Consider the following 23226-nt stretch of genomic DNA (forward strand, 5'->3'; position numbering starts at 1 on the left):
TCATTCTTCATTGTGGATAACCCTATAAAAAGGCCGTCTGAAATACTCAGACGGCCTTTTGTTTGCCTAGATAAATTAAATATCGTATGTGGTTGAAGCGGTATCGCCGCCCTTGCCTGTCCAGTTGGTATGGAAGAACTCGCCGCGCGGTTTGTCGGTACGCTCGTAAGTGTGCGCGCCGAAGTAGTCGCGTTGCGCTTGCAGCAGGTTGGCTGGCAGACGCTCGGAAGTGTAGCCGTCAAGGAAGGTAATGGCGGAAGCCATACAAGGCATCGGAATACCGCACTCGATCGCTTTGGCCACCACTTTACGCCATGCAGGCAGACAGGTTTCCAATACGCCTTTGAAATAAGGATCGGAACCCAAGAAGACCAAATCAGGATTGGCTTCGTATGCGTCGCGGATGTTGCCCAAGAACGCGCTGCGGATGATGCAGCCTTCACGCCACAAGAGGGCGGTGTTGCCGTAATTCAATGCCCAATCGTTGTTTTCGCTGGCTTCGCGGATCAGCATAAAGCCTTGTGCATAAGAAATGATTTTGGATGCCAACAGGGCTTGGCGCAAAGCATCCACCCATGCGGCTTTGTCGCCTTCAATCGGGGTAATGGTTTTGCCAAACAGGCTGTTTGCTTGGGCGCGTTGGTCTTTAAACGCAGAAACGCAACGTGCAAATACGGCTTCGGAAATCAAGGTCAACGGGATACCCAAATCGAGGGCATTGATGCCGGTCCATTTGCCTGTACCTTTTTGACCTGCAGTATCGAGGATTTTTTCGACCAAAGGTTCGCCGTTTTCATCTCTGTAACCCAAAATCGCGGCGGTAATTTCGACCAAATAAGAATCCAGTTCGGTTTTGTTCCACTCATTGAAGATTTGGTGCATTTCGTCATAAGACAGGCCCAAACCGTCTTTCATGAATTGGTACGCTTCGCAAATCAACTGCATATCGCCGTATTCGATGCCGTTGTGCACCATTTTGACAAAGTGGCCCGCACCATCGCGACCGACCCAGTCGCAGCAAGGCTCGCCTTGAGGCGTTTTGGCGGAGATGGCTTGGAAAATCGGTTTGACGGCAGGCCATGCGGCTTCATCGCCGCCGGGCATGATGGACGGGCCGTGACGCGCGCCTTCTTCGCCACCGGATACGCCCGCGCCGATAAAGCGGATGCCTTTCGCGGCCAGCTCGTGTGTACGGCGGGTGGAATCAGGATAGTTGGTATTACCGCCGTCAATAATGATGTCTCCTTCGTCCAAAAGCGGAACGAGTTGTTCGATAAAATCGTCAACAACAGAGCCAGCGCGAACCATCATCATGATTTTGCGTGGTTTTTCTAATTTATCAACCAGATCTTGCAGTGAATATGCGCCGATAATATTGGTATTTTTGGCTGCGCCGTTTAAAAAATCATCTACTTTGCTAGTCGTCCGGTTGTATGCGACAACTTTAAAGCCGTTGTCGTTCATGTTGAGAATCAGGTTTTGCCCCATTACGGCAAGGCCGATAACGCCAATGTCGCCTTTCATTTGGTGAAACTCCATTATTGATTAAATTTATCAAGCGTAACTCTAGCTGATTTACAACTTTTTAACAATCCTTAACTTTTTAATTTTTTGAAAAGATGCCTTTACGTTTCAGACGGCCTTTGCCTTTGGGAAAACAAACTATAAATTAGATTTTAAATAATAAATAGAAGATGATATTGAGTGCTGCCACAGCTTGTTGATAACTTTTATTACAACAAATTTTCAAATACTTAGCTGATATTTTTTGATGAGGATAAAGTAAGGTTGGCCTTGTTTGCAGATGTGGATAAAATTTTCCTGCTGCTCCATTCTGTGGGTAACTTTTTGCCTGTGCACAATCTTAGCTTGTTTTATACTTCTCCGATTGGAACTGATTGACTAGAGAAATAGTCAAATGGTTTTTTATTTCAAGCTATTTTCATATTTCCTTTTATTTAAGCTGGGAAAAGGCCGTCTGAAAATATTTCAATAAGGTGTGCATATGAAGTTTTCCTTTAGTATTAATTTGTTATCCGTTTTGATTTTGGCCGCTTGTGCGCAACAGCCGGTTCAAAAGCCTCAAGTTGCCCTGCCCTCCGTATCTGTGGACAATCATGCGCCGGAGCAAGGAACAGGGCTCACGGAGCAGAAATTAATCCGCGCCAAGCATTATATGGCGGCGTCTGCCAATCCGCTGGCAACTGAAGCTGGTTATGAAATTTTGAAGCGCGGCGGCAGTGCGATAGATGCGATGATTGCCATGCAGACAACTTTGGGACTGGTTGAGCCGCAATCTTCCGGATTGGGCGGCGGTGCGTTTTTGGTGTATTGGGACAATAAGGCGAAAAAGCTGACGACGTTTGATGCCCGAGAAACAGCGCCGAAAGCGGCAACACCGGAACTTTTCTTGGACGAAAACGGCAAACCGATGGGCTTTATGAAAGCGGTAGTCGGCGGCCGTTCGGTCGGTGTGCCGGGGATTCCAAAGCTGCTCGAAGATGTCCACAAGCGTTACGGCAAATTGCCCTGGGCAAGTTTGTTTGAGAAACCGATTACTTTGGCGGAACAAGGTTTTGCCGTTTCTCCGCGTATGGCGAAATCCATCGAACAAAATTTGGAACCCTTGCAACGTTATCCGCAAACCGCCGCTTACTTCCTGCCTGACGGCAAACCTTTGGCTGCGGGAACGGTTTTGAAAAACCCTGAATTTGCGCGTTCCGTACGCCTGTTGGCGGAAAAAGGCAGTGCGCCGTTTTATCAGGGAATGCAGGCGCAGAATATTGTTCGTGCCGTTACCGGTGCTGTGGATAATCCTGGCAAAATCAGCATGGCGGATTTGAAAAACTATCAAGTTATCGAGCGTAAGCCGGTTTGTGCGCCGTATCGTGAATATGAAGTTTGCGGCATGGGCGCGCCAAGTTCCGGCGCAATCGCTTTGGGGCAGATTTTGGGCGTATTGCAGAATCAGGATATGAAAACGTTGGGCGCGGAAAATATCCACAGTTGGCGCTGGATAGGCGATGCGTCGCGGATTGCTTTTGCCGACCGTGATTATTATGTCGGCGATCCTGCGTTTGTGAATGTTCCGACCCGTGCCATGATTTCTCAGGCTTATTTGAAACCGCGTGCCGAAGAAATCCGCCAATCCGACAAGGCATTGGAAACTGTTCAGGCAGGCAAGTTCGGCAAGGAATACGCGCAAGGCATGGCGGTCGAGCTGCCGTCCACCAGCCATTTGGTGGTTGTGGATAAAGACGGTAACGTTGTATCGATGACGACTTCGATTGAAAACGCGTTCGGTTCGGGGCTGATGGCAAACGGTTATCTGCTCAACAACGAATTAACCGATTTTGCCTTCAATCCTGTCGGCGCGGACGGTAAAACGGTGGCCAACAGCGTGGCAGGCGGCAAACGTCCGCGTTCTTCGATGGCGCCGACTATTGTGATGAAAGACGGTAAGCCTTATATGGCGGTCGGTTCGCCGGGTGGCAGCCGTATTATCGGTTTCGTTGCCAAAACGTTGGTGGCGCATATCGACTGGGGTATGGACATTCAGACGGCAATTTCATTGCCGAATATGCTCAATCGCGGCAGCCAGTATGAAATCGAGGATAAAACTGCAGCAGTGGACAAAGCAGCTGCATTGGAAAAACTGGGTTACAAAGTTCAAATCCGCGATTTGAATTCCGGCGTGCAAGGCATTGTGATCGGCAAAGAAGGTTTGCTCGGCGGCGCCGACCCGCGCCGTGAAGGCAAGGTCATGGGCGATTGATTTTGTCGGTTTGACATGTAAAGGCCGTCTGAACAGCTTCGTTTCAGACGGCCTTTTTAGTTTAGGAAAATATATGGATAAGATGTGTATAAGAATAACGTCAAATTTTAATATTTTTATTTTTCAATAAGATAAAAGATATGAATATGTGGATAATTACTTGTGGAAAACAACATGATTTAGGCCGTCTGAAAGGTTCAGACGGCCTTTTTATTGGACTGTTTTGTCTATTTTCTATCAGGCTGCCGGCAGCTCGTGAAAAGCACTAGGCAAGTCTTCATCATCGGCAAACTCAACCCATTCGTAAGCGCTTTCATCTGCCAAAACGGCACGCAACAGTGCATTATTGATGGCATGGCCTGATTTGTAACCTTCAAATGCGCCGATAATCGGGTGTCCGACGATATACAAATCGCCGATGGCATCGAGGATTTTGTGGCGGACAAATTCATCGGGATAGCGCAAACCTTCCGGATTCAAAACGTCCATGTCGTCAATCACGATGGCGTTGTTCAAATTGCCGCCCAATCCGAGATTATGGGCGCGCATCATTTCTACTTCGTGCATAAAGCCGAAGGTACGGGCGCGGGCAATTTCATCGATATAGGATTTTCCTGCAAAATCAATCTCGAAAGTAGGTGCGCTGCGATTGAATACGGGATGGTCGAATTCGATGGTTAAAGTAACTTTAAAACCGTCATAAGGCGTAAAGCGCACCCATTTTCCGGTTTCTTTGATTTCAACGGGTTTGAGGATTCTCAAAAAACGTTTTTGGGCTTTTTGATCCACCACGCCTGCATCTTGTAAAAGGTAAATAAACGGCAGGCTGGATCCGTCCATAATCGGAATTTCAGGTGCGTTCAATTCAATCAAGGCATTGTCGATGCCGTAGGCAGACAGTGCCGACATAATGTGTTCAATCGTGCCGATGCGCACGCCTTTATCGGTAACAATGGTTGAAGAGAGGCGGGTATCGTTAATCAAATAAGGATTCAATTTGATTACTTCGCCCATTTCTCCACTTAAATCAGTACGGCGGAACGAAATACCGCTGTTTTCTTCAGCAGGATGCAAAGTCAGAGCGACCCTTTCGCCTGAATGCAGGCCAACGCCGGTAACGCTTACTGATTTGGCTAAAGTCCGTTGCAGCATAATTGCTTCCTTTTAAAAAGTCTGATGGGCAAATGATACGTTAAAAAGGAAAAAACAAGCCATCATTTTTAATAGTATTTGCCAATATGGATGTTTTGCGAGAGAAACTTCTAGATTTAAATTATCCACAATAATATGTGAAATTGAAGTGGGTAATTTGAATTTTATCCACAGATTAATAGGGAAACTAAGATTCTATCCTTTTTTATTCCCGCATTCAGTTGGGGTTGGCCTCAAAGATAAAAAGGAATTATCAAATTGGTTTTAAAGAAAGTTATCCCGTTATCCACAGATAGTTTGGTTCTTCATCAAAATCATCATTTTAAGAATTAAAATATTATGATTTGAAGAAAACACTGAATGATCAACACAAAAATGGCAAAATAAGGAGGAAATAGAACTAAGTTTATGATTTCCATAAACTTATGAAACTTTTAAGATTGGAAAATGGTTTTTATGAAATAAAATATCAAAATTCAGGACTGATTCGATTTACCTGATATTTTTCTACAAACAAGAATTTCATGTTTTCTTTATTTAAATCAAACAACTTAAAAGTAATTATCTTTAATCCTAGAAAGTAATTTTATTTCAGGATACAATGGCCTTACTGAAAAATTTTTCCCATTCCATCTAATTAGGAGTAGCAAAATGAGTATTAAAGTAGCGATTAATGGTTTTGGCCGTATCGGTCGTCTGGCATTACGTCAAATTGAAAAAGCCCAAGGTATCGAAGTCGTTGCTGTTAACGATTTGACTCCTGCCGATATGCTGCTGCACCTCTTTAAATACGACAGTACTCAAGGCCGTTTTGAAGGCTCTGCTGAATTGAAAGATGATGCGATTGTTGTTAACGGCAAAGAAATCAAGGTATTTGCCAATCCTAATCCTGAAGAATTGCCTTGGGGCGAGCTGGGTGTGGACGTTGTCCTCGAATGTACTGGTTTCTTTACCAATAAAACCAAAGCTGAAGCCCATATCCGTGCCGGTGCGCGCAAAGTTGTGATTTCTGCACCTGGCGGCAATGATGTGAAAACCGTTGTATACGGCGTAAACCAAGATATTTTGGACGGCAGCGAAACTGTTATCTCCGCCGCTTCTTGTACGACTAACTGTCTAGCTCCTATGGCTGCAGTATTGCAAAAAGAATTCGGTATTGTTGAAGGCCTGATGACCACCATCCACGCTTATACCGGCGACCAAAACACCCTTGACGCGCCACACCGCAAAGGCGACTTCCGCCGCGCCCGTGCCGCTGCGTTGAATATCGTACCGAACAGCACCGGTGCCGCTAAAGCCATCGGCTTGGTTATCCCTGAGTTGAACGGCAAACTTGATGGTTCTGCCCAACGCGTTCCTGTAGCCACCGGCTCTTTGACCGAACTGGTTTCTGTTCTCGAACGCCCTGTTACCAAAGAAGAAATCAATGCAGCCATGAAAGCTGCCGCCAACGATGCTTTAGGCTACACTGAAGATCAAATCGTTTCTTCCGACGTTATCGGTATCGAGTACGGCTCACTCTTCGATGCCACTCAAACCCGCGTGATGACTGTTGGCGACAAACAATTGGTGAAAACCGTTGCTTGGTACGACAATGAAATGTCTTACACTTGCCAATTGGTTCGTACCTTGGAATTTTTTGCCAGCAAAATCTAAAGGATAACAGGCTGAATCAATCAGTCTGTGGATAATTAAAAGGCCGTCTGAACATTTCAGACGGCCTTTTGTTTGTAGATAGATTAAATTTGCAATCAGATTGTGGATAGTTTAATCACTGTGGCACATTTGTTTTCTATCCTAAACTGCACTTCATAATCTGCAATATTCATTACATAAACCCGTTCGGGAATATCTTGATAGGCAGGACGGGGATCTTGGGCGATGCTTTGTTCAATGAGATGTTTTTCTTCTGTGGATAAATGTTCCGCAAGCGTACTTTCTGCCCAGACTACACTCAATTCTTCAGGTTTGCCGCTGACAAAGCCTGATGATGCGTCAGGTTTGGATTCCACAAACGGGATGTAGGGTTTGATATCCACTACCGGAGTACCGTCCAACAGGTCTGCACCGCTGCAATAGATGCGGACAGGTTTGCCTGATTCGATGCGTTCGAGTTTTAGCAGGGATAAACCGAGATGATTGGGGCGGTGCGGGCTGCGTGTGGCAAATACGCCCATTTTTTGTTTGCCTCCAAGCCGTGGCGGACGCACCATTTGCGCCCAACCTTCATCCAATACGCCGTGGAAAATAAAACTTATCCACACATAGTCGAAATCTTCCAAGCCCCGAACGCTGTCAGCGGTAAATTCAGGAGTGAGTTCAATGCAAATTTCTGCCGCAGGAACCAAACCTGGTTGGCGGGCAATGCCGAATTTTTGTTTGTAGGGGGAATGAACGGTTGCAATAGGCGTAATCGAATAGGACATAATTTGTGGATAAATATTCTGTGCAAACTGTCATCATATCACAGATGTTTTCCCACATTTTGCAGTAGTAATTTGTTATAATACAAAGCATTTATTCCAAATGTCCGTACATTGGCAATAAATGAATAATTTAAATTATTTAAAATAAAATCAATAGGTTAAATTAATACATGATTGTTTCTATCGATGTAGATGCACAAAAAACGTTTACGCCTTTGTGCCCGAAAGAATTACCTGTTGCCGAAGGTCATCTGATTGCGGATGAACTCAATGTCCAAGCCGCATTGGCGGATTTACGCGTTATGACGAAAGATGCGCATCATGTCGCGGCAAAATGGCTTGTGGATAATCCTGTTGATATGTTAAAACCGACGGGTTTACCCGATGCGGATTTGACTTGGGTGTCACATGCGATGGTTGGAACATATGGCTATGAGTTGTTGGATGGCCTGCCTTCAGCCAAGGAATACGATTATTGCGTTTGGAAAGGCGTTGATCCTGAGTTACATCCTTACGGTGCATGTTTTCACGATATTGAAGAAAAGCTCAGTACAGGTTTGATCGAATGGTTGCGCTGTCAAAATGCAGATACAGTCATTGTCGGCGGTTTGGCAACGGATTATTGTGTGAAGACAACGGTTTTACAGTTACTTAAAGGCGGGGCTTGGAAAGTCATCGTCAATCAGGCGTCTTGTCGTGGCATTGCTCCGGAAACGGTTGAATCTGCATGGCAGGAAATGCATTCTGCCGGGGCTATTATTTTAGAAAACGCCGAAGAAATAAAAAAATACATTAACAATCAATAAATTATATTTAAAATTCTGTTGTTTCACGTGAAACATTTTCCAAAATATGAAGATTTTACTTGTCCGCTTGTCCAGTATGGGCGATTTAATTCATACGTTGCCCGCAGTTGAAGATTTGGCGCGACAATGTCCTGAGGTGGAGCTCCATTGGCTGTGTGAGGCAGGGTTTGCAGATATTGCCCGCTTGCATCCTTTTGTCAAAAAAGTTCATGTGATGAAATGGCGGCAGTGGCGCAAACACCTTTTTCAGGCTGGAACATGGCGTGAAATAGGCCGTCTGAAATCGGATTTACAGGCTGAATCTTTTGATTTTGTTTTAGATAGCCAAGGACTGATTAAAAGCGCATGCTTTGCCAAAATGGCGAAATCCCCTATTTACGGTTTGGATAAACACAGCGCGCGTGAAAGTTTGGCTGCCCTTGCATACAGTAAAACATTTGCCGTACCGAAAGGTAAAAATGCGGTCTGGCGAAACCGTGAATTATTCGCCCAAGTATTTGGTTATACAATGCCTGAGACGCAGGTATTTGGTTTGTCGGTTCCTGAATCAGGCCGTCTGAAAAATTTACAATCCCCCTATTACGTTGCTTTGCATGCAACCAGTCGCGACAGTAAATTATGGCCGGTAGAACACTGGCGTGCATTATTGAAAAAGTTGAATGAAGAGCAACAATGCAATGTATATCTGCCGTGGGGAAATGAAACCGAAAAAATGCGTGCCGAACAGATTGCAAGCGATTTACCGTTTGCTTCGGTTTGCGACAAAATGAATTTATTACAGGCTGCATTTTTATTGAAAAACGCAGAGGGTATTATTGGCGTAGATACCGGATTGTTGCATCTTGCCAATGCGTTGGAAAAGCCTGTTGTAGGAATTTATACAGATACAGATCCGGCCAAGACCGGCGTTCAAGTTTCGGCTTATGCAGAAAATTTAGGCGGTATTGCTCAAATTCCCAATGTTGACGAGGTTTATCAAACCTTGATGGATTGTGTTGCAGTATACGGTAAATAATTGCTGGGGAGTTGGATTTATTTTCTGAGTAAATGCTTTAGAAATGATATAATTCCGCTCTATTTGCCAAGATTTATACAAATTTGGTTTTGTCATGTTGGGAAAACCGAATTGGATTTTATATAAAGAATGTATCAAAAGCAGTATGCTTGATTTGATGGACATTCTTTTTAGGAGAATTGAATGAAAGCACTGGTCGCAGTAAAGCGCGTAGTGGACTACAACGTCAAAGTTCGTGTGAAAGCCGATGGTTCCGATGTGGATATCGGTAATGTCAAAATGTCGATGAACCCGTTTGATGAAATCGCGGTAGAAGAAGCTGTCCGTTTGAAAGAAGCCGGAAAAGTAAGCGAGATTGTTGCTGTTTCTCTTGGCGAGAAAAAATGCGAAGAGACGTTGCGTACTGCTTTGGCGATGGGTGCCGACCGTGCGGTTCATGTTGAGACTGATGCGAAGTTGGAGTCTTTGGTCGTTGCGAAATTGCTGAAAGCTGTTGCGGATAAAGAAAATCCGCAAATTTTACTGCTGGGAAAACAGGCAATTGACGATGATGCCAACCAAGTTGCCCAAATGCTGGCTGCGTTGTTGAATGCGGCCCAAGGTACTTTTGCATCAAAAGTGCAAATTGAAGGCGAAGAAGCATTGGTAACCCGTGAAATTGACGGCGGCGAAGAGACTGTTGCATTGAAGCTGCCTGCGGTCATTAGTGCAGATTTGCGTTTGAACGAACCACGCTTTGTCAAACTTCCTAATATCATGGCGGCAAAGAAAAAACCTTTGGAAAAATTAAGTCCTGCCGATTTGGCTGTGGATATTTCTCCGCGTTTGAATACCGTGAAATTTGCCGAACCTAAAGCACGTCAAGCCGGTGTGAAAGTGGCTGATGTTGCCGAGTTGGTTGAAAAGCTGAAAAACGAAGCCAAAGTGATCTAAGGAGTATGAAATGAGCGTATTGATTATTGCGGAACATAATAACCAACATTTGAATCCTGCCACTTTGCATGCGGTAACGGCTGCCGCCAAATTGGGTAATGTAGATTTATTGGTTGCCGGCAGCAATGCTGCTGCGGTGGTTGAAGAGGCGAAACAGGTTGCAGGCGTGGCGAAAGTTTTGGTAGCCGATGCGCCCTATTACGCTGAAGGCTTGGCAGAAGAATTATCGTCTTTGGTTGTTAAATTGGCTGCGGATTACCGCTATGTGGCTGCGACTGCAACAGCGTTTGGTAAAAATCTGTTGCCCCGAGTAGCCGCCCTGTTGGATGTGCCACAAGTTTCGGATTTAACCGAAGTTGTGGATAACTCGACATTTGTCCGTCCGATTTATGCCGGTAATGCATTTGAAACCGTTCAATCCAATTCTGAAAAACTGGTGCTGACTTTCCGTGCAACCGCATTTGATGCTGCCGGACAAGGCGGTAATGCAGAAGTGGTCAATGTTGAGGCAACGCCTGCTCAAAACCTGAGCCGTTTCGTAAACCGTCAACTTTCCCAGTCTGACCGCCCTGAATTGACTCAGGCAAAAGTGATTGTTTCCGGTGGCCGTGCATTGGGTAGTGCTGAAAAATTCAATGAAGTGTTGACTCCTTTAGCGGATGTTTTGGGTGCCGCGATTGGTGCTTCCCGTGCGGCAGTGGATGCCGAGTATGCGCCAAACGATGCTCAAGTCGGTCAAACCGGTAAAGTGGTTGCGCCGCAACTGTACTTCGCTATCGGTATTTCTGGAGCCATCCAACACGTTGCCGGTATGCAGGACAGTAAAGTGATTGTCGCCATCAATAAAGATGCTGACGCTCCGATTTTCAATGTAGCAGATTACGGCTTGGTTGGTGATTTGTTTGAAGTTGTGCCTCAATTGACTGAAGCACTGAAAAACTAATGTTTCACGTGAAACGTTCAGACGGCCTTTGTTATGTAAGGCTGTCTGAAAATATTTTGGCATGATTACGACCTATAAGACCATTACCACACCGACACAGGCTGAATTTAAAGATAAAGGCAGCCGCTTCATCGCATACGCCTATCCGATCCGCACTTTGGCCGATGTGAAGAAATATCTCGACCCATTAAAGGAAGAGCATCACAAGGCGCGACATTGGTGTTACGCCTATCGATTGGGTGTGGATGGAATGCAGTTTCGCGCAAACGATGATGGAGAACCGTCCGGAAGCGCAGGCCGCCCTATTCTGGGACAGATTGATTCTGTCGGCGTAACGGATGTGTTGGTTGTGGTTGTACGCTATTTTGGCGGTACGCTATTGGGTGTTCCCGGTCTGATTCATGCTTATAAGGAATCGACAGCTCAGGCATTGGCGATAGCAGAAGTTGTTGAAAAGAATGTCGAAAAGACAGTTTGGTTGAAGTGTGAATATCCTGTTTTGAATGAGGCTATACGGATTGCCAAACAATATCAGGCCGATATTGTGGAACAGGATTTGCAGCTGGATTGTAAGTTGACAGTGAAAATAGCATTGGCCGATTATGAAGCTTGTATTGCTGCTTGGAAAAATACGCGTCAAATTGAAGTAGATACTGAGAAGCCGTTTGAATAAAAGGTCGTCTGAACATATTTGAGAAATCAAAAGTTTCAGACGGCCTTTGATGTTTTAGCCTTGGTATTTGTCTAAAGCATTTACGCTTGAGCGCAGGTGTTCCCAAGCCAGTTGATGAAATTCCCCCAGTGCGTTCCATAGGGCATCTTCGCTCATAATGCTGTATTCGCCCTGTGTACGCAAATCAACATCTGCCCCTTCTTCAATGGCTTGATGGCATGCTTGGTATTCGTTGGTATAGAATTCATCCATGTCCTGCATAAGGCTTGCAGCATGTTTCCAGCGGGCAATATCTGCTTCCAGTTGCGGCAGTAATTCGCACCATTCGCGGTATTTGCTTTGAATTTCGTCAATACGTTTTTGCATGATTTTCCTTTCGTTGTTTGAAATTAGAGTATGGTTGTCTTGGTGCAATATTATTCTTAATTTGAAACAGCTATGCAAGATGGAATAATATTCCATCGATTGAATTTTATTTACAACATCTATTCTTCAAGGAGACGGTATGAAATTGCTCGTTATTGGTAATGGTGGACGTGAACACGCACTGGCTTGGAAATTGGCGCAGTCGTCTAAAGTAGAAACTGTCTTTGTTGCACCTGGTAATGCCGGAACGGCAATTGAGCCTAAACTGCAGAATGTAGCGTTGACGGCGCATCAAGATTTGATTGATTTTTGCCGTAATGAAAATATTGCCTTTACCGTAGTCGGCCCTGAAGCTCCTTTGGCTGCGGGTGTGGTGAATGATTTCCGTGCTGCCGGATTGAAGATTTTTGGCCCGACTCAATACGCAGCTCAACTGGAGAGCTCAAAGGATTTTGCTAAAGCATTTATGGCAAAATATAAGATTCCAACCGCGCAATACCAAACTTTTGAAAATGCCGATGCGGCACATGATTACGTCAATCAAAAAGGTGCGCCGATTGTTATTAAGGCAGATGGTTTGGCTGCCGGTAAAGGCGTGATTGTCGCCATGACTTTGGATGAAGCCCATGCCGCTATTGACGATATGTTGTTGGGCAACAAAATGGGCAATGCAGGCGCGCGCGTCGTGATTGAAGATTTCCTGCAAGGCGAGGAAGCAAGCTTTATCGTTATGGTGGACGGCAATCATGTTTTGCCGATGGCAACTAGTCAAGACCATAAACGCCTGTTGGATGACGACAAAGGCCCTAATACCGGCGGTATGGGCGCATACAGCCCTGCTCCGGTGGTAACGCCTGACGTATATGAACGCGCGATGAATGAAATTATTTTGCCGACCGTGGCCGGTATGAAAGCAGAAGGTTATGAATTTACCGGCTTTTTATACGCGGGCTTAATGATTGATAAAACCGGTGCGCCTTATACCATCGAATTTAACTGCCGTTTCGGCGACCCTGAAACCCAGCCGATTATGAGCCGTTTGGATAGCGATTTAGTGGACTTGGTTGAAGCGGCAATCGACAGCAAACTGGATAGTGTTTCTGCCGAATGGAATCCGCAGACTGCAGTAGGCGTAGTGTTGGCTGCACAAAATTATCCTGACTCTCCGAAAAAAGGCGATGTGATCTTCGGCTTGGATAAGGTCAATCAAATAGGTAGAGTTTTCCATGCCGGTACTGCAACGAATGAAAAAGGCGAAGTTGTAACCAACGGCGGCCGTGTATTGTGTGTCGTCGGTTTGGGCGATGATGTTGCACAAGCTAAAAGCAAAGCTTATGAGGCATTGGAAACCATCCGTTTTGACGGTATGCAATACCGTAAAGACATTGCCGATAAAGCCATCAACCGTTAATAATGAATAGAAACAGGCCGTCTGAACACAGATTGTCCGACAATCGCAGTTTCAGACGGCCTTGGTATATGATGATGTTCCCCAGAATTTTATCGGCTGCAGCTCAACGCAGGTTGCAGGCGCATCTTAAAAAAGGCGGTTTGGTCGCCTATCCTACCGAGTCTTGCTATGGCTTGGGCTGTGTCCCTACTTTGCCTAAAGCACTCAATCAACTGATTCATCTGAAAAAACGACCGCAACACAAAGGCATGATTGTCATTGGCCATAGCTTGGAACAGTTGCAACCTTTGCTGCAAAGGCCGTCTGAAAATATCCAAACCATGCTGCATGAAGCATGGCCGGCTTCGAAAACTTTTTTATTGCCGGCCGGCAAAAAAGTATTGCCTTCATTGCGGGGAAAAAGACGCAGTAAATTGGCTGTCAGAGTTCCTGCGCACGCAGGTGCAAGGCGTTTGTGTCAGGTTTTGGAAATGCCTTTAGTCTCTACTTCATGCAATCGTGCAGGAAAACGGGCGTGCAAAACGGAAAGGGAAGTCAGAAGACAGTTTGGCAGGAAAGTCTGGGTTGTAGGCGGATTGATAGGTAAGCAGAAAACGCCTAGCCAGATTATTGACGGAGAAACAGGGGCAAGGCTGCGTTAAAGAAGGGTTGTATCATCAAAGGAAAGGTATTTATTTGGAGAAGCAAATTTTTTCTAAAAGATTGTGGAATACCTTTGTAAAAAGCATTTAGCGCAGATTCAGTTTGGTTTGATGCATAGCAGTCTGAAAATACAGATAGATTAAGCAGATAGTAAGTCAGTAAATAGAGCAGAAAGCAGTATTTTGTGAAATGCTCTTGCAAAGAATGAAGCAAATTTTGAGCGTGAATGAATCGCTGTAATAAATTATTTTTGAATAAACAAAATTTGTGGATAAATTTGAAGATAAATTTCCATCAAAACATAAAAAGGCCGTCTGAAACTTGATATTCAAAGCATTCAGACGGCCTTTTAAATATTTAAACTGTGGATAACTTTGTGAATAAGTGTGGATTAAAGCTTATGTCCACACACAGTTTCGTATTGTTTTTCAGTAATCGTGCCGCTCATGACGCTCATTGGGCGGATGCTGGTCGGCGTATAGCTTTGGTTGGAAATTACCCGGCCGTGTTCGTCCATCAGTTGCAGCGCTGCCAGACGATAGGTTTTGTTTGAGCAATGAATTTCCCAGTTGCCGATGGCTGTTTTATAGGCCGGTGTGTTGACGAAACGCTCTTCTTTCAGTTTGGAAACGGTTTTTTTATCACGGAAAGTAACCAGTGCGCCATTTCTTTTAATGCTGCTTCTATCAATGGCCACTTTGATATTGCCTTCAGAGATGGTGCCGATATTGGTCCAGCTGCTGCCGCCGCTTGAAGTGGTGGTTGTTTCACAGGCACTCAACATCAAAGCCGCAAATACGGTTGCAGCTAGGGAAAAACGTTTGATATTCATAAAACCTCATTATTTACAGAAAGTCAGCCGATATTATCCGTGAAGATGGCATATATCGTAAATCGATTTTGCAAAGTTGAACCTCTGAAAAGAATTTTATGAAAAATACGCTGAAAAGGCCGTCTGAAACCTGTCTTTCAGACGGCCTTAGAGTGTAAAATCATGTATAATTGCAAACAATTTGGTTTTCATCCCATAGGAAGATCCGACATGATTAACCCTATCGCTGCACTTTCCCCATTAGATGGCCGCTACGCCAAATCCGTTGAAGCATTGCGTCCGATTTTCTCCGAATACGGTCTGATGCGTGCGCGTGTCAAAGTTGAATTAAACTGGCTCAAAGCCCTTGCCGCCGAGCCTAAGATTGTAGAAGTTCCTGCTTTCAGCGATTTTACGCTTGCCGAAATCGACAAAGTGATCGAAAACTTCTCGCTTGAAGATGCCGCCGCCGTCAAAGCCATTGAGGCGACCACCAATCACGACGTTAAAGCCATCGAATATTGGCTTAAAGAACGCTTCTCCGGCGTGCCTGAAGTGGCTGCTGCCAGCGAGTTCATCCACTTTGCCTGCACCAGCGAAGACATCAACAACCTGTCCCATGCTTTAATGCTGCAAGAAGCGCGTGAGGCTGTTTTGCTGCCGAAACTGGCCGAAATCATTGAAAAACTGACCGGCATGGCGCATGAGTTGGCTGCCGTCCCTATGATGAGCCGCACGCATGGCCAGCCTGCTACACCAAGCACACTGGGTAAAGAAATCGCCAATGTTGTGTACCGCCTGCAACGTCAGTTTAAAAACCTGCAAGCGCAAGAGTTCCTCGGCAAAATCAATGGCGCAGTCGGCAACTACAATGCCCATATGGTCGCCTATCCCGATGTGGATTGGGAAACCCATTGCCGCAACTTCGTTGAAATCAGCCTCGGCCTGACCTTCAACCCCTACACCATTCAAATCGAGCCGCACGACTATATGGCGGAACTCTTCCAAGCCATCAGCCGTGTCAACACGATTCTGATCGACTTCAACCGCGATGTTTGGGGCTATATTTCTTTGGGTTACTTCAAACAAAAAGTCAAAGCAGGCGAAGTCGGCTCTTCCACCATGCCGCACAAAGTCAATCCGATCGACTTTGAAAACTCCGAAGGCAACCTCGGTATGGCCAATGCCGTATTGGGCTTTTTGTCTGAAAAACTGCCGATTTCCCGTTGGCAGCGCGACCTGACCGACAGCACCGTATTGCGCAACATGGGCGTAGGCGTGGGCTATACCGTATTGGGCTTTGCCGCCCATCTGCGCGGTCTGAATAAGCTTGAGCCGAATCCTGCCGTCCTTGCTGCCGATTTGGACGCTACTTGGGAGCTGCTGGCCGAGCCGATTCAAACCGTCATGCGTCGTTACGGCGTGGCCAATCCTTATGAGAAGCTGAAAGACCTGACACGCGGTAAAGACGGCATTACGCCTGAAGTGTTGAAACTCTTTATCGAGTCGTTGGAAATTCCGGCAGAAGCCAAAGCCAAATTGCTTGAGCTGACCCCTGCGTTGTATGTGGGCAAAGCCGAAGAGTTGGCAAAACGAATTTAAAAGGCTTTTGTAGGGTGCACTTTCTTAGTTATTGAGATTTTTTGATAGATAAGAACCAGCTTTCTACATCCGACAAATTAAAAGGCCGTCTGAAATCTTTTTCAGACGGCCTTTTTCGATTCAATCTGTTATTTTACTTTGTCTTTCAATGCGCCGTAGCCGGCAGCGTCCATTTCTTCTAAAGGAATGAATTTCAAACTTGCGCCGTTGATGCAATAGCGCAGGCCGCCTTTGTCTTTCGGACCGTCGGCGAAGACGTGTCCCAAGTGCGAGTCGGCGGCATGGCTGCGCACTTCGGTGCGGCGCATGTTGTAGCTGAAATCGTCGTGTTCGGTAACGGCGGCGGCATTAATCGGGTGGGTAAAGCTCGGCCAGCCGCAGCCGGAATCGAATTTGTCGGCAGAGCTGAACAGGGGTTCGCCGCTGACAATGTCCACATAAATACCGGGTTTGAACAAGTGGTCGTATTCATGACTGAAGGCGTATTCGGTCGCGCTGTTTTGAGTAACTTGGTATTGCTCTTCGGTCAGGAGGCGTTTGAGTTCGGCATCGCCGGGTTTTTTATACGTTGCCGCGTCAAAGCCTTTGCCTTGCGGGGCGGCTTTGGTTTTGCCCGGCAGCGGTTCGTCGGCTTTGCGTATGTCGATGTGGCAATAGCCGTTGGGGTTTTTAATCAGGTAGTCCTGATGGTATTCCTCGGCGTCGTAGAAGTTTTGCAGCGGCTCGTTTTCGACGACGAGGGGCTGTTGGTATTTTTGCTGCTCGCGTTTGAGGGCGGCGGCGATGACGGCTTTTTCGGTGGGGTCGGTGTAGTATACGCCGCTGCGGTATTGCGTGCCGATGTCGTTGCCTTGTTTATTGAGGCTGGTCGGGTCAACGACGCGGAAGAAATATTGCAGGATGTCGTCTAGGCTGAGTTTGTCGGCATCGTAGGTGACTTTGACGGTTTCGGCATGGCCTGTATCGCGGTAGGAAACGTCTTCGTAGCTTGGGTTTTGCGTTTTGCCGTTGGCGTAGCCGGATACTGCGTCAACCACGCCGTCTATGCGTTGGAAATAGGCTTCCAAGCCCCAGAAGCAGCCGCCGGCAAGGTAGATGGTGCGCGTATTCATGATTGCTGAATCCTTTTTCTGTGTGTCGGGTTTGTAGAACGAGTTTTTCAGACGGCCTATATCGGCATTCGGGTCGCGGATTAAAGCCAATGCCTGCGCTTCGTTGATACTGCCTTTGACGATGCGCTGCACGTCGCCGTCTTTACCGATTAACGCCCATGAAGGGTAAACACTGATATTCAGGCTTTGGGCGATGGAGCCGCCGTTGTCGGTAACGACGGGTAGCTTGGGATAATTCAAACCGGCATACCATTTTTGAAAGTCGCCGTCTTTTTTCTCGTGTAGAAAACCGGGTGAGGCAACGGTAATCAGGTTGGCAGAACCGAATTTTGCATCTTGCGCCCATTTTTCGGTTTGTCCCAATTCGGACAAACACAAAGGACACCAACTTGCCCAAAATTTAATCAGGGTCGGTTTGTCTTTTTTCAGGAAGACACTGGCAGGGCGGTTGTCAGGAGTTTTCAACGAGGACAATGCTTGCGGTACGGTTGCGGCTTCGGTATCCATCATTTTGGATGAGCAGGCGCCCAGCGCAAGCAGGCAGCCGAACTTGGCGCAAAGGGAAAAGAAGGTACGGGGTTTCATCTCTATGTTTCCTGTATGGATGGTTTGCCTTGTTAGACGTTGGAAATGCCAAAACCTGACAACCTTGATTTTCAGACGACCTTGCCACGTAAAATACGCTACAATACTCCCTATTTCAAGTTTCTAAAATTAAAAGGAAAATTTAATGTTCAGCTTCTTCCGTCGCAAGAAAAAACAGGAAACTCCGGCTCCTGAGGAGGCTCAAGTTCAGGAAACCGCAGCAAAAGTAGAATCTGAAGTTGCTCAAGTATTTGAAAATATTAAAGAAGATGCCGAATCTTTAGCAGAAAACGTCAAAGGACATGTTGAATCAGTTGTCGAATCGGCTGTAGAAACTGTCAGCGAAACCGTCGAGCAGGTACGGGAAGCTTTGACCGAAACGCCGTCTGAAACAGTGGAAAAAGTAGAAGAACACCTTGAAGCGGCAAAAGAAGCGGCTGTTAAAACCGTCAGCGAGGCTGTTGAACAGGTTCAAGAAACCGTTGCCGAGATGCCGTCTGAAGCGGCTGAGGTTGCTGAAGAAGTGGCAGAACAGGCTGAGGCGGTAAAAGAAGCAGCTGTTGAAACAGTCAGCGAGGCTGTTGAACAGGTTCAAGAAACTGTTTCCGAGATGCCGTCTGAAGTGGCTGAAGCTGCTGAGAAAGCAGCAGAACAGGCCGAAGCGGTAAAAGAAGAAGCTGTTGAGGCAGTTAGCGAAGCTGTCGAGCAAGTTCAAGAAGCCGTTGTGGAAACACCGGTTGAAGCCCCTGCTCCGGCAGAAGAACATAAGCTCAGTTGGGCCGCGCGTTTGAAACAAGGCTTGACCAAATCACGCGACAAAATGGCAAAATCGTTGGCCGGCGTGTTCGGCGGCGGACAAATCGACGAGGATTTGTACGAAGAGCTGGAAACCGTGCTGATTACCAGCGATATGGGCATGGAAGCCACCGAATACTTGATGAAAGACGTGCGCGACCGTGTCAGCCTCAAAGGCCTCAAAGACGGCAACGAATTGCGCGGTGCGCTGAAAGATGCGCTGTACGATTTGATTAAGCCTCTGGAGAAGCCTTTGGTATTGCCGGAAACCAAGGAGCCTTTCGTGATTATGCTTGCCGGTATCAACGGCGCAGGCAAAACCACTTCTATCGGCAAACTGGCCAAATACTTCCAAGCGCAGGGTAAATCTGTATTGCTGGCGGCAGGCGATACTTTCCGTGCCGCCGCGCGTGAGCAGCTTCAGGCTTGGGGCGAACGCAACAATGTAACCGTGATTTCGCAAACTACGGGCGATTCCGCTGCCGTTTGTTTTGATGCCGTCCAAGCCGCGAAAGCGCGCGGGATCGATATCGTGCTGGCTGATACTGCCGGCCGTCTGCCGACGCAGCTTCATTTGATGGAAGAAATCAAAAAAGTGAAGCGCGTGTTGCAAAAAGCCATGCCTGATGCGCCACATGAAATCATCGTCGTGCTTGATGCCAACATCGGTCAAAACGCCGTCAACCAAGTAAAAGCCTTTGACGAAGCGCTGGGTCTGACCGGCCTTATCGTCACCAAGCTAGACGGTACGGCCAAAGGCGGCATCCTTGCTGCCCTTGCCTCTGACCGCCCTGTTCCTGTCCGCTACATCGGCGTAGGCGAAGGCATCGACGATTTGCGTCCGTTTAATGCCAAAGCGTTTGTAGATGCCCTATTGGATTAAACAGACAGGCTGAGGCTTGTAAACGCAGTTTGCGGGGGATTTCTGAGCCGTATTTTGAAAGACTCCGTATTCGGGTGATACCAGCCAAACAGGCTGTTAAAAAGGCCGTCTGAAACTTAAAATCAGGTTTCAGACGGCCTTTATTTATTTGCAGATTTAGTTTTTCCGTGCGGTAACAAACTCTGCCAGTTGGCGCAGGCGCAGGGCTTTGCTGCCGAATGGCTCGATCAGGGAAACGGTTTCTGCAATCAGCGTTTCTGCGTAAGTACGCGCGGCCTGCAGGCCCATCAGTTTGACGTAGGTCGGTTTGTCGTTGTCCGAGTCTTTGCCGGCGGTTTTGCCCAATGTGGCGGTATCGGCTTCGCAGTCCAATACATCGTCGATCACTTGGAAAGCCAAGCCTAATTTGGCGGCGTAGTGGTCTAAGGTTTGGATTTGCGCCGGTGTTAAGTCTGGGCAGGAAAGTGCGCCTAAGGCCACGGCCGCGCGGATGAGCGCGCCGGTTTTGAGGCTGTGCATCTGTTCCAGTTCGGCCTGATTCATGGCTTTGCCGATATTGGCAAGGTCTATGGCTTGTCCGCCCGCCATGCCGAGGCTGCCGGATGCCTGAGCCAGCGTGGACAACATGGCAAGCTGACGTTCGGCAGGCAGGTCTGTCGGACGGCTCAGTACATCAAAGGCTTGGGTTTGCAGCGCATCGCCGACCAAAAGGGCGGTTGCTTCATCGTATTGCACATGGCAGGTCGGTTTGCCGCGGCGCAGGCTGTCATTGTCCATCGCCGGCATATCGTCGTGAACTAGAGAATAGACGTGCACCATTTCGATGGCCGCCATCGCCTGCTCGACGGCATTTTGGTTTGCTTCGCCCAATTCGGATGCGGCAAGCACCAAGAGCGGGCGCAGCCGTTTGCCACCACCGAGGGTAACGTAACGCATGGCTTCGTGCAGCGTGTGCGGCACTTGGCTTTCAGACGGCAAGAAATGCGCCAGCAGCAATTCGGTTTGCGCTTGGGCTTTTTGCTGCCATGTTTTGAGTTCATTCGCCGGGTTCAAGGTTCAACTCCTTCAGTTCGCCGGCATCCAAGACTTGCAGTTTTTGCTCGACTTCCGCCAATTTGGTTTGGCAGTATCTGACCAATTCGTTGCCTTCCTGATAGGCGGCCAGGGCGTCTTCCAGCGGCATTTCGCTGCTTTGCATGGCCTGGGTCAGGGTTTCAAGGCGGGATAAGGCTTCTTCAAAGGATTGGGGGGCGTTTTTTTTCATGGTTTGAAATGATGGGCAGAAAAGGGAATTGTAGCATTTTTAGATGATGAAGGCCGTCTGAACAGGGATGAAAACGAAATCAAAGATTTCTGTTTTTGCGTTCAGACGGCCTTTTTTCAAACGGAATAACGTTATCAGCCCGGTAAAACGGCTTTTTGATAGTTGAGCGCGATAAACTGCTTCTCGGCATCCAATTCGGTGATTTTGAACAATGCCTGCGATTTGGGCAGCGCGTCAAACGGAATACCGGTCGCGCGCGTTACCAGCGGCAGCCCCTCAATGCGGACGAGGTCTTCTTTGAGGATGGTAGCCGTCAGCTCGCTCATTCCTTGCTGTTGCAGGTAGACGAGGCTCCAGTAGGCTTCCATTTGGCGTTGGAAGTCGGCGTAGGCTGTATAGGCGGCATCGAAGTCGCGCAGCGCGGCGAAAAGCTCGGCATCGCTGTTTTGGTACAGCGGCTCGGCAGTGTCGTCGATCAGGCTGATCAGCTGCTTTTGGTTGATGTAGTCGGCGGCGCGGCGCAGCGGCGAGGTGAACCAGCCGTAATGCTGCACGCCCATGCCGATGTGCGGTTCGGATTTGGTGCTCATGCGCACTTTGCCTGCCGGTTGGACGCGGAAAAGACCGGGCAGCTCGTTTTCGTCCAGCATTTGTGCCCAAGTGCTGTTGGCGAGTATCATCATCTCGCTGACCAGCGTATCGATGGGCGAACCGCGTTCGCGGCAGACGACGGATACGTTGCCTTCCTCATCCAATTCGATGCTGTAATCGTATTGCGGCGCACGGTCGGGTTCGTATTTGCCGCGCGCTTTTTGCAGGGCGATGGCGAATTGATAGAACCAAATCAGGTCTTGATGGTGGGCAAACATCATTTCGCCGGCTTCGTCCAAGCCGGTTTCGGCGTTGAAATGCGGTTCGATGGCTTGAATGCGCAGGTTTTCGGCGATGTTGACCGCTTCGATTTTGCAGGTCGGCTCGCCGACGTTGAACTCGCTGTCCACATCAAAATAAATGCTGACGGCAGGGTGGTATGCGCCTGCATCAAGGCTGAACGCGGCAATCCAGTTTTCGGGCAGCATGGTGATTTTGCCGCCGGGGAAATAAACCGTGCTCAAGCGTTCCATGATGTTTTTTGCCATTTTGTCGCCCGGTTTAACGGCAAGCGACGGCGCGGCGATGTGGATGCCGACGCGTTTCATGCCGTTGCCCAAGTCGGTCAGGCTCAAAGCGTCATCGACTTCGGTGGTTGATTCGTCGTCAATGGAAAAGGCGGTAACATCGGCCTTGGGCAGGTCGGGCATTTCAGGAAGCGGAAGATCGGGGAAACCTGTTCCTTTGGGGAAGTATTTGATTTCAAACCCGTCTTGCAGGTATTGGGGGATGGACGTAATGCCGCCCGTTTTTTTCGCCAATTCGTAGGCGGAGGTTTTCAGCGCGTCGGCGGCTTTGGTAAAGGCTTTGTAAGTCAGCGACTGCTTGTCGGGCGCGTGTAAGATGGTTTTCAAATCTGCCGCGATTTCAGATGGCATCTCGCCGCGTTTCAAGGCTTCCGCCCAAGCGTCGATTTGCGCGTCTTGCTGTTTTTTGCGTTCGATGGCGGCAAGCGCCTGTTTCAAAGTTTCTTCAGGCGCGGCTTTGAACACGCCTTTGGCTTTTTTGTAGAAATACATCGGCGCGGCGTAAAGCGCAATCAAGGTCGCCGCCAGCTCGGTTTTGGTCGGCGCATGGCCGTAATATTCTTCGGCGATGGCTTCGGCGGTAAATTCCTCTTCGCCGCATACTTCCCACAATAAATCGGTGTCGATGTCCGCCGCCTGCGCCTGCGCGTTCTCCAAAAATGCCGCCATATCGCCGTCAAACTCGGCAAAGACATTGTTTGCCTTCACTTTGGTGCGTTTGCCGTGTTGGGTATCGACTTGGTAGGTGGCGTCGTTTTTTTGGACGATGGAGGCAACTTTGAATTGGCCGGACTCTTCGTAAAAGATATTCATTTTTTTAGGATTTTATGATTTGTAGGAAACGCGTGATTTTA

The 23226-nt window shown here is 47.6% G+C and carries 20 protein-coding genes; 11 read left to right on the top strand and 9 right to left on the bottom strand.

Translation table 11 applies throughout. The annotated features are described in order from the left end of the window. Positions 1-75: 75 nt before the first annotated feature. Positions 76-1524 (bottom strand): decarboxylating NADP(+)-dependent phosphogluconate dehydrogenase, encoded by a 1449-nt coding sequence (gene gnd / locus HMPREF2560_RS02165; protein WP_070606554.1) that lies wholly within the window; start codon positions 1522-1524, stop codon positions 76-78. A gap of 481 nt (positions 1525-2005) precedes the next feature. On the opposite strand from gnd, the gene ggt reads away from it, so the two are divergent. Then, positions 2006-3775, top strand: coding sequence for a gamma-glutamyltransferase (gene ggt, locus HMPREF2560_RS02170; RefSeq protein ID WP_070606550.1), 1770 nt, complete (start codon positions 2006-2008; stop codon positions 3773-3775). A 237-nt stretch (positions 3776-4012) separates the two neighbouring features. Here the strand turns inward: ggt and lpxC are convergent, their stop codons facing one another. Continuing rightward, on the bottom strand, positions 4013-4927 hold the full coding sequence (lpxC, locus tag HMPREF2560_RS02175) for a UDP-3-O-acyl-N-acetylglucosamine deacetylase (RefSeq protein ID WP_070606547.1): 915 nt from the start codon (positions 4925-4927) through the stop codon (positions 4013-4015). Between the two features lie 651 nt (positions 4928-5578). Between lpxC and gap the strand changes: the two genes are divergently transcribed. Then, positions 5579-6583, top strand: coding sequence for a type I glyceraldehyde-3-phosphate dehydrogenase (gene gap, locus HMPREF2560_RS02180; protein ID WP_049335677.1), 1005 nt, complete (start codon positions 5579-5581; stop codon positions 6581-6583). A gap of 95 nt (positions 6584-6678) precedes the next feature. Here gap and tsaA read toward each other — a convergent pair whose 3' ends face one another. After that, positions 6679-7353 carry a tRNA (N6-threonylcarbamoyladenosine(37)-N6)-methyltransferase TrmO gene (tsaA, locus tag HMPREF2560_RS02185; RefSeq protein WP_070606544.1) on the bottom strand — a complete coding sequence of 225 codons (675 nt, stop codon included), beginning with the start codon at positions 7351-7353 and terminating at the stop codon, positions 6679-6681. 170 nt (positions 7354-7523) lie between these two features. Between tsaA and HMPREF2560_RS02190 the strand changes: the two genes are divergently transcribed. The 5 genes from HMPREF2560_RS02190 (at position 7524) to HMPREF2560_RS02210 (ending at position 11723) form a co-directional block, all read left to right on the top strand. Beyond that, the gene (locus tag HMPREF2560_RS02190) at positions 7524-8159 is read left to right on the top strand and encodes a nicotinamidase (RefSeq protein WP_070606541.1); all 636 of its coding nucleotides are present in this window, start codon (positions 7524-7526) and stop codon (positions 8157-8159) included. Positions 8160-8205: 46 nt separating this feature from the next. Beyond that, positions 8206-9174: a lipopolysaccharide heptosyltransferase I gene (waaC, locus tag HMPREF2560_RS02195; RefSeq protein ID WP_070606538.1), complete on the top strand. Its 969-nt coding sequence runs from the start codon at positions 8206-8208 to the stop codon at positions 9172-9174. A gap of 183 nt (positions 9175-9357) precedes the next feature. Beyond that, entirely contained in the window at positions 9358-10107 is a 750-nt protein-coding gene (locus HMPREF2560_RS02200) for an electron transfer flavoprotein subunit beta/FixA family protein (protein ID WP_070606536.1), read from the top strand. 10 nt (positions 10108-10117) lie between these two features. After that, a complete protein-coding gene (locus HMPREF2560_RS02205; protein WP_070873673.1) occupies positions 10118-11050 on the top strand; it encodes an electron transfer flavoprotein subunit alpha/FixB family protein in 933 nt (310 codons plus the stop codon). Positions 11051-11111: 61 nt separating this feature from the next. Further along, positions 11112-11723 carry an IMPACT family protein gene (locus HMPREF2560_RS02210; RefSeq protein ID WP_049333071.1) on the top strand — a complete coding sequence of 204 codons (612 nt, stop codon included), beginning with the start codon at positions 11112-11114 and terminating at the stop codon, positions 11721-11723. A 54-nt stretch (positions 11724-11777) separates the two neighbouring features. Here the strand turns inward: HMPREF2560_RS02210 and HMPREF2560_RS02215 are convergent, their stop codons facing one another. Next, the gene (locus tag HMPREF2560_RS02215; protein WP_070734967.1) at positions 11778-12089 is read right to left on the bottom strand and encodes a DUF4298 domain-containing protein; all 312 of its coding nucleotides are present in this window, start codon (positions 12087-12089) and stop codon (positions 11778-11780) included. A 139-nt stretch (positions 12090-12228) separates the two neighbouring features. Here HMPREF2560_RS02215 and purD point away from each other — a divergent pair, with 139 nt between their 5' ends. Together purD and HMPREF2560_RS02225 are read left to right on the top strand one after the other, a co-directional pair. Continuing rightward, on the top strand, positions 12229-13500 hold the full coding sequence (purD, locus tag HMPREF2560_RS02220) for a phosphoribosylamine--glycine ligase (protein WP_070734965.1): 1272 nt from the start codon (positions 12229-12231) through the stop codon (positions 13498-13500). A 71-nt stretch (positions 13501-13571) separates the two neighbouring features. Next, positions 13572-14141: an L-threonylcarbamoyladenylate synthase gene (locus tag HMPREF2560_RS02225; protein WP_070606691.1), complete on the top strand. Its 570-nt coding sequence runs from the start codon at positions 13572-13574 to the stop codon at positions 14139-14141. A gap of 392 nt (positions 14142-14533) precedes the next feature. On the opposite strand, the gene HMPREF2560_RS02230 is transcribed toward HMPREF2560_RS02225, so the two are convergent. After that, positions 14534-14974 carry a surface-adhesin E family protein gene (locus HMPREF2560_RS02230; protein ID WP_070606532.1) on the bottom strand — a complete coding sequence of 147 codons (441 nt, stop codon included), beginning with the start codon at positions 14972-14974 and terminating at the stop codon, positions 14534-14536. Between the two features lie 210 nt (positions 14975-15184). Here HMPREF2560_RS02230 and purB point away from each other — a divergent pair, with 210 nt between their 5' ends. Continuing rightward, on the top strand, positions 15185-16555 hold the full coding sequence (gene purB, locus HMPREF2560_RS02235) for an adenylosuccinate lyase (protein ID WP_070606528.1): 1371 nt from the start codon (positions 15185-15187) through the stop codon (positions 16553-16555). 128 nt (positions 16556-16683) lie between these two features. Here the strand turns inward: purB and msrAB are convergent, their stop codons facing one another. Continuing rightward, positions 16684-18252 carry a bifunctional peptide-methionine (S)-S-oxide reductase MsrA/peptide-methionine (R)-S-oxide reductase MsrB gene (gene msrAB, locus HMPREF2560_RS02240; protein ID WP_070606526.1) on the bottom strand — a complete coding sequence of 523 codons (1569 nt, stop codon included), beginning with the start codon at positions 18250-18252 and terminating at the stop codon, positions 16684-16686. A 145-nt stretch (positions 18253-18397) separates the two neighbouring features. On the opposite strand from msrAB, the gene ftsY reads away from it, so the two are divergent. After that, complete coding sequence (ftsY, locus tag HMPREF2560_RS02245; protein WP_168163291.1) at positions 18398-19930, top strand: signal recognition particle-docking protein FtsY; 1533 nt, start codon at positions 18398-18400, stop codon at positions 19928-19930. A gap of 156 nt (positions 19931-20086) precedes the next feature. Here ftsY and HMPREF2560_RS02250 read toward each other — a convergent pair whose 3' ends face one another. The 3 genes from HMPREF2560_RS02250 to HMPREF2560_RS02260 form a co-directional block, all read right to left on the bottom strand. Continuing rightward, positions 20087-20983, bottom strand: coding sequence for a polyprenyl synthetase family protein (locus HMPREF2560_RS02250; protein ID WP_070734963.1), 897 nt, complete (start codon positions 20981-20983; stop codon positions 20087-20089). Continuing rightward, positions 20967-21194 carry an exodeoxyribonuclease VII small subunit gene (locus tag HMPREF2560_RS02255; RefSeq protein WP_003681131.1) on the bottom strand — a complete coding sequence of 76 codons (228 nt, stop codon included), beginning with the start codon at positions 21192-21194 and terminating at the stop codon, positions 20967-20969. Before HMPREF2560_RS02255 ends, HMPREF2560_RS02250 begins: the two co-directional genes overlap by 17 nt. A gap of 134 nt (positions 21195-21328) precedes the next feature. Then, positions 21329-23185 (bottom strand): ribonuclease catalytic domain-containing protein, encoded by a 1857-nt coding sequence (locus tag HMPREF2560_RS02260; protein WP_070734961.1) that lies wholly within the window; start codon positions 23183-23185, stop codon positions 21329-21331. Between the last annotated feature and the right edge of the window lie 41 nt (positions 23186-23226).

Origin of the sequence: Neisseria sp. HMSC078H04 (assembly GCF_001838135.1) — a bacterium.
Taxonomy (GTDB): Bacteria; Pseudomonadota; Gammaproteobacteria; order Burkholderiales; family Neisseriaceae; genus Neisseria.

Excerpts from the sequence above, each read along its gene's own strand:
- ftsY (WP_168163291.1), top strand. The coding sequence starts at position 18,398 with ATGTTCAGCTTCTTCCGTCGCAAGAAAAAACAGGAAACTCCGGCTCCT.
- gap (WP_049335677.1), top strand. The coding sequence starts at position 5,579 with ATGAGTATTAAAGTAGCGATTAATGGTTTTGGCCGTATCGGTCGTCTG.
- HMPREF2560_RS02230 (WP_070606532.1), bottom strand. The coding sequence starts at position 14,974 with ATGAATATCAAACGTTTTTCCCTAGCTGCAACCGTATTTGCGGCTTTG.
- msrAB (WP_070606526.1), bottom strand. The coding sequence starts at position 18,252 with ATGAAACCCCGTACCTTCTTTTCCCTTTGCGCCAAGTTCGGCTGCCTG.
- lpxC (WP_070606547.1), bottom strand. The coding sequence starts at position 4,927 with ATGCTGCAACGGACTTTAGCCAAATCAGTAAGCGTTACCGGCGTTGGC.
- HMPREF2560_RS02260 (WP_070734961.1), bottom strand. The coding sequence starts at position 23,185 with ATGAATATCTTTTACGAAGAGTCCGGCCAATTCAAAGTTGCCTCCATC.
- ggt (WP_070606550.1), top strand. The coding sequence starts at position 2,006 with ATGAAGTTTTCCTTTAGTATTAATTTGTTATCCGTTTTGATTTTGGCC.
- purD (WP_070734965.1), top strand. The coding sequence starts at position 12,229 with ATGAAATTGCTCGTTATTGGTAATGGTGGACGTGAACACGCACTGGCT.
- waaC (WP_070606538.1), top strand. The coding sequence starts at position 8,206 with ATGAAGATTTTACTTGTCCGCTTGTCCAGTATGGGCGATTTAATTCAT.
- HMPREF2560_RS02215 (WP_070734967.1), bottom strand. The coding sequence starts at position 12,089 with ATGCAAAAACGTATTGACGAAATTCAAAGCAAATACCGCGAATGGTGC.
- purB (WP_070606528.1), top strand. The coding sequence starts at position 15,185 with ATGATTAACCCTATCGCTGCACTTTCCCCATTAGATGGCCGCTACGCC.
- tsaA (WP_070606544.1), bottom strand. The coding sequence starts at position 7,353 with ATGTCCTATTCGATTACGCCTATTGCAACCGTTCATTCCCCCTACAAA.
- HMPREF2560_RS02210 (WP_049333071.1), top strand. The coding sequence starts at position 11,112 with ATGATTACGACCTATAAGACCATTACCACACCGACACAGGCTGAATTT.
- HMPREF2560_RS02190 (WP_070606541.1), top strand. The coding sequence starts at position 7,524 with ATGATTGTTTCTATCGATGTAGATGCACAAAAAACGTTTACGCCTTTG.
- HMPREF2560_RS02255 (WP_003681131.1), bottom strand. The coding sequence starts at position 21,194 with ATGAAAAAAAACGCCCCCCAATCCTTTGAAGAAGCCTTATCCCGCCTT.
- HMPREF2560_RS02200 (WP_070606536.1), top strand. The coding sequence starts at position 9,358 with ATGAAAGCACTGGTCGCAGTAAAGCGCGTAGTGGACTACAACGTCAAA.
- HMPREF2560_RS02225 (WP_070606691.1), top strand. The coding sequence starts at position 13,572 with ATGATGTTCCCCAGAATTTTATCGGCTGCAGCTCAACGCAGGTTGCAG.
- HMPREF2560_RS02205 (WP_070873673.1), top strand. The coding sequence starts at position 10,118 with ATGAGCGTATTGATTATTGCGGAACATAATAACCAACATTTGAATCCT.
- gnd (WP_070606554.1), bottom strand. The coding sequence starts at position 1,524 with ATGAAAGGCGACATTGGCGTTATCGGCCTTGCCGTAATGGGGCAAAAC.